The following is an 11,910-nucleotide window of genomic DNA, read 5'->3' on the forward strand; positions in this document are numbered from 1 at the left end:
AGGAGTTGTCCTCTATACAAGTATATATTATTTTACATAATTAGAGTATATTATGTAAAATAATATAGTAAAAAGATGTTTAGAGTATTATTTATGTTAAGATATAAAGAAAAGATAAAGTCTTTTATAGAAGAGAATATGTATTAAATAGATTTATATTATTGCTTTTTCTTTCGGGGGAACCCAAAAGGTCAAGTCAGGAGAACTTGAAATTAAAATACTTGAGTTTTCATACAGAAAGCTGTTTGACTTAATGAAGAATATTAAGGATTGTTATGTAATGGTGCCGAGGGTGGGACTTGAACCCACACGCCGCCAAAGCGACTCGAGATTTTGAGTCTCGCGTGTCTGCCATTCCACCACCTCGGCTTTAAATAACATTTGCTTTACAAATTATAAATATTCTATAATAAAACGATTTACAAGTCAATTTTTTAAGACGATATATGTGATGGTAATTGCAAAATGCTTCAAGATTTAGTAGTAATTAGTATTATTGTATTAGCAGTTATTCTCCTGATAAGACTCATAATAAAAAATAACTGTAATTGTTGTAAGAAGGATAAAAAATGTTCTGGTTGCCAGGGTAATTGTTTATTTAAAAAATAATTGCAGGAGGCATTTTCTATGAAGTGTTTTTTTTCGTCTTGCATGTTGGTGTTTTTTCTATGTAGTTTGTGTCCTCTTAATTATCTAAATGCTTGTACAACGATGATTGTTACAAAAGGTGCAAGTACAGATGGGAGTACTTTTGTAGCTCATAGTGACGATGACGATTTAGCAGATCAAAGCATTATTTATGTTCCGGCCAAAGATTGGCCCAAAGGTGCAAAAAGGCCAGTTCATGGTAGTGCTGTAGCAAATGGAGACCTTCCAAAATTTAAAGATTTTTCTGAACCTCGTTTAGTAGATTCATCTCGTTCTCCGGATTATGCACATCCTGGATATCCAAAATCAGTACCTTTAGACTATATTCCGCAAGTTCCACATACCTACGCTTATTTGGATGGTAATTATGGTATAGTCAATGAGTATGGTCTTATGTTTGGAGAATGTACAGATGGAGCAAAAGTTACAAATAATCCAGAGCCTGGCAAACGTATTTTTTATTCTTCAGAACTTTCTAGAGTAGCTCTTGAACGTTGTAGAACAGCCAGGGATGCTATACAGCTTATAGGGGATCTTATAGAACATTATGGATATTATGGTACGGGTGAAACTTTACCTGTGGCAGATTCTCAAGAAGCTTGGGTTATAGAAATGGCTCCTTCTCCAGAAGGTACGGGTGGTCTTTGGGTAGCACAACGTGTTCCGGACGGAGAATTTTTTGTCGCAGCTAATGAGTTTAGAATTAGAGATATAGTTCCTGGAAATCCTGATCAGATGTATGCTAGATCTCTTTTTAATGTTGTAGAGCGCACAGGTATTCGCAGTCCTAAAGATAAAAAGAAACCAATGGATTGGTTAACAACTGTAAGTAAAGGAGAGTATAGCCACCCCTATTATTCTTTACGTAGAGTTTGGAGAGCTTTTTCTTTGGCAGCGCCTTCTTTAAAACTTTCACCTTGGGTTCAAGATGGGACCACAAGAGCTTATCCATTTTCTGTTAAACCAGATGCAAAAATGAATCTTTCTGATATAAAGAAAATTTATCGTGATCATTATGAAGGCACAGAATTTGATTTAACGAAAGGTATTGCTGCTGGTCCGTTTGGATGTCCTAATAGATATTTAGGACCTAAAGATCCTAGCGGAGATGTAGGAGATCCAAGTGTTAAACTCGAAGGCGCCTGGGAAAGACCAATATCTATGTTTTACACAGGATATGTTTTTATTAATCAATTAAAGCCGAATGCACAGTTTCCCTTAAACGTAGTATCATGGATAGCTTTAAATACTCCAGCGGAATCTGTCTTTGTGCCACTTGCAGTAGCTAAAACTCCTAGACCTTATGTAAATGCCAATCCTAAGAAATATGACCCTAATTCTGCATGGTGGACATATAATTTGATTGGAGAATATTCAAATATTAAATATAGCTATATGATCAAAGATATACAGTCAAAAGCTCTAAAAGATGAAGAAAGTTCTGAAAGAATAGTAAACGATTTAACCTACAGATTAGAAAATATAGCAAAAACAACCCCCAAAAAAGCTATTGATGAATTTTCAAAAGCTTTAAACCAAAATGCTGAAAGGATTTGTAAAGATTGGCAAAACTTTTTTATTGAACTTCACTTTAAATACAATCAAGGTTTTATAAATTCTTCAGATAAGATGGCTCAAAAAGTTGGGTATAGTCAAGATTGGCTAAAGTACACAAATTATAAACAAGGACCTACAACATACAGAAAAAAATAAATGAAAAGAGAATAAATAAAAATGATTAAAATTAAAAGAACAGTAGTTTTAAGTTTGTTTATATTTTTTGTTTTATCTATACAAAATATGCAAAATGCTTTTTCAGCGACTAACACAGATGATGTTTCATCTAACTTAGGTGTAGATGTTAATGGCTACTTGGCTTTTGTTTTACAAGGTAGTCCAAGACGTAATGTGCCAAATAAGTTTCAAGGGGTATTTGATGGAGCATTTTTAGGTGCTTTGTATGCTACAAAGCATGTTACAGAAAATTCTCTAATACGCACGCATTTTAGAGTAATAAAAGGTGTAGGTATAAATGATAAATTTTTATTGTATACTTCTTTAGATTCTTGTGTAGGCACAAAAGATAACTCAACAGATGGGTTCCTTGAGCTAGCTGAAGTGCTTTGGGAACAAAAGCTATTTAATAAAAAAATGACGATAGATTTTGGCAAGTTAAATCCTACGCTTTATTTTGATTGTAACAGAGTCGCAAATGACGGCAGTTATCAGTTTTTAGCATCAATGTTTGTGAATAATGTTGCCGTCCCATTTCCTAGCTATACCCTAGGGTTAAGAGTAAGATATTCTGTTTTTGATTTTTTAGATCTAGATTATGCGTATTTTAATAGAGATGATAACGTTTGGTCTGATCTTGGCACAAATAATAGTAATTTTTTTGAAATTACTTATAGCCTCTGTGATAACGGAAAGTATCGTTTTCTTTTATGGAAAGACTTTCAAAATGAATACGCACAGGGTTTTGGGTTTAATTTAGAGCAATCTCTGAGCAAAAGTATAATATTGTTTAGTAGAATAGGGTATCAGAATAGTAATAGTCCTTATATTATTGACAACACTTACTGTAACAAATCTTATAGTGTAGGACTCCAATTGAATGGTAATGGTTGGAATAGATTAGAAGATACACTGGGTATAGCTATTGGCCAAAATTTTGTAGAGAAAAATTCGTATAAAACACCTGAAACTCAAACTGAAATGTATTATAAATATGTACTTAATAATTCTTTACATATAAGTCCGATTATTCAATATGTAGACTGTCCTTATTCAAACATTGCTAATGGATTGACAACAACAAAAAATATTTTTACACTTGGCATCAGAACAAATATAACATTTTAGAAGATTGTGAGTTTTTTCTAAAATTTTTTGGAGCTAGCGGGAATTGAACCCGCATCTTATCGTTGCGAACGATACGTTCTCCCGTTTAACTATAGCCCCATATACCCATATAATAACTAAGTATGTAATTGTAGCAATATTTTTATAATCAACTCAAATGATTTTTTGATATGGTGGATTATTAGGAGGTTATATGTATAGGATTGCAGATTTATTTTCAAAATTTTCTTTAGTATTTATGTTGTTGTTTGTAGCAAGCAGTGTATTATATAGTGTCCAAAAAATAAATAATGTACAACGAATACAACAACAATCTGTAACTAATGAACTTGTCAAAATTTTAGAGAAAAGTCCTGAAATTAAAGATTTGTTAATTAAATCTATAGAATCTGCTAAGAAGATAAATCCTGACATAAAGAGTAACCCAGCGCAAACGTTAGAAGATTGGTACACATATATAGATTGGTCTTTAAAGGCAATGCCTTGGAAAGATTTACGTAAAGAGTACTTCCCTGGAATTTTTGAAGGCCTTGATCAAGGCCTAGATTATTTCTATTTTATTTTAGACCAACCTTTAGAGGAGCTTAAGGGGAAAGGACTCTATTATAATAGTTTGCAATATTATGAGCCTATACGTTCTTGGGTTATTAAGTATGTGAAGCAATACGGTGCACATCTTGATACTAGAGAATCATGGAATTTAGACTATTATGATGCAATATATAACGATTTTCGTTTTGGCTTTAAAGACCATGACTGGTACGAAGATCCTGACAATTGGCGTACATTTAACGACTTTTTTTCAAGGCATTTAAAGTCACCAAGTGCACGACCCATTGCAGATAAGGATGATGACTCTGTAATAGTATCTCCTGCAGACTCTGTTCCAGAAGGTGTTTGGCGTATAGATATGAACGCAAACATTGTGCAGAAAGAGGGTGTTAAAATTAAAAGCAGTATATATTACTATATTCCAAAACTATTAGGCGAAACAGAAGATAGTCCTTATAGAGAAACATTTGATGGAGGTTATTTAACACATACTTTTCTTAATGTTCAGGATTATCATAGATTTCATTTTCCGGTTAGTGGAATTGTAAAAAAAGTTCGTATAATAACTCAAGATAATGCAGTTGGTGGAGTTACAATTTGGGACCCAAAATTAAAAAAGTATGTTCTTGATAGTCGTGTCCCTGGATGGCAATCGATAGAAACGAGGGGACTTGTTATTTTAGAAACAAAGGATTATGGAACTGTTGCGCTACTTCCAGTTGGAATGTCTCAAGTTAATTCCGTTAAATTTGAAAATAATGTTAAAGTAGGAAAATATTTTTCTAAAGGAGATCCATTAGGGTATTTCTTATTTGGAGGGTCAGATTTTATTATGCTTTTTCAAAAAAAATCTGGTTTTCAAATAACTGCTCCAAAAGAAAAAGATGGCACATATAAACATATTTTAATGGGTGAAAAATACGGTACTTTTAATAAAAAATAAAGCTTGTTCTGTATTCATTTTGCTTGCATTTTCATTCTTTTCTCTCCTAATAAAATTAGAAAAAATACTATACTATCATAGTATCAAGAAGTGTAGTATAAATATTATGCATTAAACATGGATAAAATAAAAATATGCTTACTATATTTAGGATCAGTAATAACATTTGTTTCTTGCAAGAATAATTCTTCAACTGGAGACATAGTAGCTAGAAATGATAAAAATGTTACGATAGATGCTACAGATTTATCAAAAGTTGTAGGAGATTTACAAAGGTTTCGTTTAGCTCAAACTCAGTCGCAGCTATCTGCTGTTGAGTCTGAGCTTTCAAATGGCAAAAAGACTAACCATTGGATTTGGTACATTTTTCCTCAAATTGATGGTCTTGTTGCTAATCCCAGTTCAATAAATAAATATTACAGCATAAAAACTAGAAAAGAAGCTATAGCTTATCTTAATGATGTTTTTTTATCTAGCAATTTAAAAAAGCATGTAGCTTTAGTAAGAGGGCATAGTAAAACTAAAACATTAAACCAAATTTTTGATGGGGATAATATTAAATTTAGGTCTTCAATGACTTTATTTGGGCAAATAATACGCGAAGAAAGTTGTTTTTCTGGACAGGAAAATATTTTTTTTGGAGTATTAACAGATTTTAATGAAAACAAAGATATTAAAACGTTAGACTTAATGCAGCAAGATTTCTTCAACAGATAATAGGGTGTCTCTAAAAACCATAACGCATATTCTTACTGCGCCCTTTTTTGATACTGCTGCGTTAAAAAACTTGTGCCACGATAAATCCTGTTGCATTGTCAAAAAATTTCTCTAACTTATACGCATTAGGGTTTCTAGAGACACCCTATCATTTTATAAAGAAGTTATTTAATAAAACCATTTAAAAAAATTATTATATTTGCTAAACTTACCTCAAATGAAAATATGAGGTATTTTTTATGTCTTATCTTGTTTTAGCTAGAAAGTTTAGACCTCAAACTTTTGATGATGTTATAGGTCAAGAACATATTTTACAAACTCTTAAGAATGCAATTTCTCAGGACCGTATAGCTCATGCTTACTTATTTAGTGGCCCTAGGGGCTGTGGGAAAACAACAATGGCAAGAATTCTTGCTAAAGCTTTAAACTGTAAAAATAGAACTTTTACAGAGCCTTGTGGAGAATGCCAAAATTGTATAGAAATTTCAAAAAGTTCAAGCGTTGATGTATTAGAAATAGATGGTGCCTCAAACAATGGTATAGATGAAATAAGAACTCTACGAGAGAATGTAAAATTTGCTAGCGCAAATTCAAAATATAAAATTTATATCATAGATGAAGCTCATCAAATAACTACTCAAGCTTTTAATGCATTACTTAAAACGCTTGAAGAGCCTCCTGAACATGTTGTTTTTATTTTAGCTACTACAGAACAACATAAGATTCCTGTTACAATTCTTTCAAGATGTCAGAAATATAGGTTTAAGCTCATACCACCAGAACAAATGATTAAATCCATAAAAACTATTGCTCAGAAAGAAAATTTCCAAATAGATGACGATGCTTTAAACATAGTTACAACTGCTTCAGGTGGTTCCATGAGAGATGCTTTAAGTCTTTTGGATCAAGCTATATCATCATGTTCAGGTAAAATAACTGGAGATTATATAAGAGATTTACTTGGACTTCTTCCAAAAGACATTATTGCTTCTGTTACAGAAAGTATTGCTAAAGGCCAAGTACAATCTATTTTAAAAGCTGTAAAAGAAATTATAGAACAAGGTTATAACATTTTACAATTTGCAAGAGATTTACGTAATCATTTAAGACAGGTTATGATTTACTCTATAAATACTGAAGTTTCAGAAATTTCCTCTGAAGATAAAAAACTTTTTGAAGTGCAAAAAAGTTTGTTTTCTATTTCTTGTCATGTGCGTATGAGCAATCTTTTATCAAGAGCTTTAGATGAAATGCGTTGGAGTGACGATCCTAGAATGGTTTTAGAAATGTATCTTTTAAAAATGGCAGAGCCTTATTATAATATTGGTGAGCTTATAGACAAGATAAATGATTTAGAAAAAAGCATACAAGCAAATTGTACAAATGCAAATTATTCTATAAAGGGAAAATCTATAGCAAACAAGGAATCAGTAGATGATGTTACTTCCTCGGCAGATTTAATAAGTGTTTGGACAGAAATTGTTGATGAAATGGTAAAAAAACATCCTCTTACAGCTCAATCTTTGAAAAAGACTTTTATAAAAGTGTTAGGGAATTCTTCTATACAACTTTCAACTGCAAGGCAATTTGATTATGAGAGTCTTTTAGAATTTAAAGAGCAAATATCTAAGCTTTTTAAACGAAAAACAGGTTTTGAAGTGTTAATTAAAATCGTTATTGAAAAGGATGAACAAGCTTATATTTTAGAGAAGGAAGATATAGTTATTACTCAAGAAAGTTCCTCACCTATTAGAGAGTATGTTGTAAAAGAGGATTTTCAAGAAACGTCTAAAACTGCAATACCAAAACATATAGAAGAAATAGCAAAAAAATTTGGTTCTATAGCTAAGAAAGTTTAAGGACAATAGAATAAGATGAATAGACCTATGTTAGTAGAGAAAATGGTAGATGTAATAAAGAAGTTGCCAGGTGTAGGACCTAAAATGGCTGAACGTTTAAGTTATCATATACTTAAAATGCCTGAAAATGAAGTTGAAAAACTTTTAGATTCTATACAAAAAGCTAGGCAAAGGATAAAGAGTTGTAGTTCTTGTTATAATTTAAGCGAACAAGATCCCTGTCCAATATGTTCTGACACTTCAAGAGAAAAGCGTATTTTGTGTGTTGTAGAGACTCCTCAAGACTTAATAGCTGTAGGTAAGGTTAAAGAGTATAATGGTCTTTATTTTGTTTTAGGTGGTGCACTATCACCATTAGAAGCTGTAGGGCCTAAAGATATAAGAATTGATAAGTTAATAAAAAAATTAAAAACTGATAACATTGGCGAGGTAATCATTGCTACAGATACAGATTCTAAAGGCGAAATAACTGCCATATATCTTGCTGAGATTATAAAAAAGCTAAATATCAAAGTTACACGACTTGGCTACGGACTCCCTATGGGTGGAGATATTGAGTATGCCGATGAAGTAACCATTTCTCGTGCAATCGCAGGTCGCAAAGAGATGTAATTGTGCATCAATTTTTTAGAAAGATGCATTAACTAAAGTGATAATACTTGAGATTAAATTTGTTCTTTAATACTTTATAAATTTAAACACAAGGAGTGAAATGATGTCGGCAAAAATGATTGAAGTCCGTTGGCATGGTCGTGGTGGTCAGGGTGCAAAGACAGCTGCCCTTTTGTTTGCAGAAACTGTTATGGCAACCGGTAAATATATTCAAGCTTTTCCTGAATATGGCCCGGAAAGAATGGGTGCTCCGGTTCAATCTTTTAATAGAATAAGTCAAGACCCTATAACAATTCACTCTGGCATTACAAATCCTAACTACGTAGTTATTTTAGATCCGTCGCTTATGGAATCTGTGTCAGTTACAGATGGTATTGGTAAGGATGGGAAAATTATTGTAAATACTTCTTTTTCAGCAAAAGAAATAGCATCTGTTCTTGGTATAGATGAAGCTCAAGTATATGTCGTTAAGGCAAGTCAAATAGCGCAAGAAACTATTGGGAAAAACATACCCAATACGCCAATGCTTGGAGCTTTAGTTAAAGTTATTGGGACTTTAGATATTAGCAGGGTTTTAGAAGATATAAAAGGGAAACTTACTGCAAAGTTTAGACATAAGCCTGAAGTTATTGATGGTAACATTGCCTCTATAAAACGCGCTTATGATGAAGTTAAAAATCAATAAATTAAAAATGGGTCTGTCTAAAAACCCTAATGAGTATATGTAAATTTTTTGACAAAGTAAACTCGCGGGGTTATTATGTAATAAGCACGAATTCCTTAACGCAGCAGTGCCTAAAAAGACGCAGTAAGTATATGAGACAAGGTTTTATATTTATATAGACCCAAATATAAAGAGGTTTTTAACTCTTGGAGGGATAAAGTGAAAAAAGAAGAAAGCAGAAAATTGACATCTCAAGAACTTCCTATTGGTGATATTGTTGAAGCCGGAACCGCTGTGAACTTCCATACTGGGAGCTGGCGTTCTCAAAGACCAGTTTGGGATAAAGATAAATGTATTCATTGTTTATCTTGTTGGATTTCTTGTCCAGACAATTCTATACAAATAGCCCCAGACGAAAAGAAAACTACAGTTGTTACAGGTATAGATTATGACCATTGTAAGGGTTGTGGAATTTGTGCAAGCGAATGTCCTATAAAAATTAAAGCAATTACGATGGAGCAGGAAAAGAAATAATAATTAGGTTTTTTAGAGAGACTAAAAATTTTAGGACTTTTTAAGGGGTCAATAAATGATAAAGACAGTATATTCTAAGGGCAAACTTGTTGCAAAGACAGGCAACGAAGTTATGGCTGAGGCAATGCGCCAAATAGAGCCAGACGTTGTGGCTGCATACCCTATAACACCTGCGACAGAAATTGTACAGATTTTTTCGCAGTTTGTTGCAGATGGAGTTGTAAAAAGTAAATATGTCGCAGTTGAAAGTGAGCATTCTGCGATGTCTGCTACAATATCTGCTTGTGCCGCTGGCGCTAGAGCAATGACAGGAACATCTTCTCAAGGACTTTGTCTTATGTGGGAAATGCTTTATATTGCTTCGGGTCTTAGGCTTCCTATAGTCATGGCAGAAGTCAACAGAGCTATTTCTGCTCCTATCAATATACATGGAGATCAGTCTGATACTATGGGGGCAAGAGACTCTGGTTGGATTCAGATTTATTCAGAAAATTCTCAAGAAGCTTATGATAATATGATACAAGCTACAAAAATAGCAGAAACTGCAAAACTTCCAACAATGGTAACCACAGACGGGTTTATTATTTCTCACTGTATGGAAGTTGTAGAACTTTATCCAGATCAAGATGTTAAAAAATTTGTTGGAGACTATAAACCTGAAAGGTATCTTTTAGATACAAAGAAACCTTATACTTTAGGTTCTATAGATTTACAAGACTACTATTTTGAACATAGATACCAACTTGCTCAAGCTATGCGGGATGCAAAAGATGTAATTTTAAAAGTTGCAAAAGATTTTGAACAAACTTTTGGACGCAAATATGATTTATATGAAAAATATCAACTTGATGATGCAGAACTTGCGATAGTTGTAATAGGTTCAGCAGCTGGTACTGCAAAAGTTGTAGTAAACGAACTTAGGTCTAAAGGCATAAAAGCAGGTATTTTAAAAATAAGGGTTTTTAGGCCGTTCCCTGCAGAACAAATAGCAAAAGATTTAGCGCATGTTAAGGCTATTGCTGTTATGGATAGAGCGGACTCTTGTTCTGGAGGGTATGCACCATTATATTCAGATGTTGTGTCGTCTTTATATGCAGCTGGAATTATAACTCCTAAAGTGGAAAATTACGTTTATGGTCTTGGTGGCAGGGAAATTAACACAGATCATATTGCACAAATTTACGATAAACTCAATAACATTGCTTCTGGATCGCAAAAGCCTTCAAGTCAGGTAGAGTATGTAAACGTAAGAAAAAAATAAAATAGTAAAAAGGTAGTAAGGATATGGGTTAAAGTTTTTGGCATACCCTTAGGATTAATTGGCCTAAAGCCTTTAGGAGAATAAAATGGCAAACTTAAAAGAACTAAGTAAAAATCAAGAGCGATTGACGGGTGGTCATCGTCTTTGCGCAGGGTGTGGCGCTGGTATAGTTGCAAGACAGACTATGATAGCTGCTGGAAGTATTCCTGTTGTTGTTACAAGTGCTACAGGTTGTTTAGAAGTTTCAACGACGATTTTTCCTTACACGTCTTGGAAAACTTCGTTTTTTCATAGTGCTTTTGAAAATTCTGCCGCAACTTGTAGTGGAATAGAAACAGCATATAGAAGTTTAAAAGATCAGGGGAAAGTTAAAGAAGATATTAGATTTATAGCTTTTGGAGGTGATGGTGGAACTTATGATATAGGTTTACAATCTTTATCAGGAGCTATGGAAAGAGGTCATAGAATGCTTTACATATGTTACAACAATGAAGCATATATGAACACAGGAATCCAAAGGTCAGGAGCCACGCCAAAAGGTGCGCACACAACGACCGCTCCTGCAGGTAAAGCTCATCCTGGTAAAGAACAAAACAAAAAAGATTTAACAGAAATAATGATAGCTCACAATATACCTTACGTTGCTCAATCTTATGTTGGAAATTGGAATGACTTTGTAACAAAGGTACAAAAAGCTTTATCTATAGATGGTCCTACGTTCATAAATATTCTTACACCTTGTAGACTTGGCTGGAGCTATAAGCCAGAAGATACAATGTCATTAGCTAGACTTGCTGTTGAAACATGCGTATGGCCAGCTTTTGAAGTTGAAAATGGGATATATAAGATAAATATTATCCCAAAAAAGAAGAAACCTATTGAAGAATTTTTAAAGCCTCAAGGCAGGTTTAAACATTTATTTAAGTCTGAAAATGCTTATGTATTAGAGTCAATCCAAAAGGATGTAGATTTAAGATGGGAGCGTCTGCAACGCAGCGCTTCAGGAGCTTGCAATATTTAGCTGTTATAGAGTCGAACTTAAAACCTGACTTGACCTTTTGGGTTCCCCCAAACCTCCTTTTTTATGAGTGATTTCCCCTTTTTTCCCTTAAAGCGGTCAAGTCAGGAGATTTGCGCAATATATCCCATAGTAGCAAAAGCAAAATCTGTATGTTTTAAATATGTTTGTATTTCTACCTTATCTTTAATTTCTTCAAAAGTTAATAGCTGTTTCATGTCGTAATTATAACAAATTTAG

At 33.3% G+C, this 11,910-nt stretch carries 10 protein-coding genes and 2 tRNA genes; 10 read left to right on the plus strand and 2 right to left on the minus strand.

All coding sequences use genetic code 11. The features are described from left to right. Positions 1-281 precede the first annotated feature (281 nt). Positions 282-369 (minus strand) — tRNA-Leu (locus LBD57_RS03095). 258 nt (positions 370-627) lie between these two features. Between LBD57_RS03095 and LBD57_RS03100 the strand changes: the two genes are divergently transcribed. Both LBD57_RS03100 and LBD57_RS03105 read left to right on the plus strand, forming a co-directional pair. After that, a complete protein-coding gene (locus LBD57_RS03100; RefSeq protein WP_373469878.1) occupies positions 628-2,361 on the plus strand; it encodes a dipeptidase in 1,734 nt (577 codons plus the stop codon). Positions 2,362-2,382: 21 nt separating this feature from the next. Then, a complete protein-coding gene (locus LBD57_RS03105) occupies positions 2,383-3,510 on the plus strand; it encodes a carbohydrate porin (protein WP_373469879.1) in 1,128 nt (375 codons plus the stop codon). A gap of 28 nt (positions 3,511-3,538) precedes the next feature. On the opposite strand, the gene LBD57_RS03110 is transcribed toward LBD57_RS03105, so the two are convergent. Beyond that, a tRNA-Ala gene (locus tag LBD57_RS03110) sits at positions 3,539-3,609 on the minus strand. Positions 3,610-3,703: 94 nt separating this feature from the next. Here LBD57_RS03110 and LBD57_RS03115 point away from each other — a divergent pair. From LBD57_RS03115 to LBD57_RS03150, 8 genes are all read left to right on the plus strand, one after another. Further along, the gene (locus LBD57_RS03115) at positions 3,704-5,005 is read left to right on the plus strand and encodes a phosphatidylserine decarboxylase (protein WP_373469880.1); all 1,302 of its coding nucleotides are present in this window, start codon (positions 3,704-3,706) and stop codon (positions 5,003-5,005) included. Positions 5,006-5,122: 117 nt separating this feature from the next. Beyond that, positions 5,123-5,722: a DUF1810 family protein gene (locus LBD57_RS03120; RefSeq protein ID WP_373469881.1), complete on the plus strand. Its 600-nt coding sequence runs from the start codon at positions 5,123-5,125 to the stop codon at positions 5,720-5,722. 239 nt (positions 5,723-5,961) lie between these two features. Continuing rightward, positions 5,962-7,581, plus strand: coding sequence for a DNA polymerase III subunit gamma/tau (gene dnaX, locus LBD57_RS03125; RefSeq protein WP_373469882.1), 1,620 nt, complete (start codon positions 5,962-5,964; stop codon positions 7,579-7,581). A gap of 15 nt (positions 7,582-7,596) precedes the next feature. After that, positions 7,597-8,193 carry a recombination mediator RecR gene (gene recR, locus LBD57_RS03130; RefSeq protein WP_373469883.1) on the plus strand — a complete coding sequence of 199 codons (597 nt, stop codon included), beginning with the start codon at positions 7,597-7,599 and terminating at the stop codon, positions 8,191-8,193. 103 nt (positions 8,194-8,296) lie between these two features. Further along, positions 8,297-8,878 (plus strand): 2-oxoacid:acceptor oxidoreductase family protein, encoded by a 582-nt coding sequence (locus tag LBD57_RS03135; protein WP_373469884.1) that lies wholly within the window; start codon positions 8,297-8,299, stop codon positions 8,876-8,878. 198 nt (positions 8,879-9,076) lie between these two features. Beyond that, positions 9,077-9,391, plus strand: a complete 315-nt coding sequence (locus LBD57_RS03140) for a 4Fe-4S binding protein (RefSeq protein ID WP_373469885.1) — start codon at positions 9,077-9,079, stop codon at positions 9,389-9,391. 55 nt (positions 9,392-9,446) lie between these two features. Continuing rightward, positions 9,447-10,652: a pyruvate ferredoxin oxidoreductase gene (porA, locus tag LBD57_RS03145; RefSeq protein WP_373469886.1), complete on the plus strand. Its 1,206-nt coding sequence runs from the start codon at positions 9,447-9,449 to the stop codon at positions 10,650-10,652. Between the two features lie 85 nt (positions 10,653-10,737). Continuing rightward, positions 10,738-11,673, plus strand: coding sequence for a thiamine pyrophosphate-dependent enzyme (locus LBD57_RS03150; protein WP_373469887.1), 936 nt, complete (start codon positions 10,738-10,740; stop codon positions 11,671-11,673). Positions 11,674-11,910 lie beyond the last annotated feature (237 nt).

Origin of the sequence: Candidatus Endomicrobiellum cubanum, from assembly GCF_031278955.1 — a bacterium.
GTDB lineage: Bacteria > Elusimicrobiota > Endomicrobiia > Endomicrobiales > Endomicrobiaceae > Endomicrobiellum > Endomicrobiellum cubanum.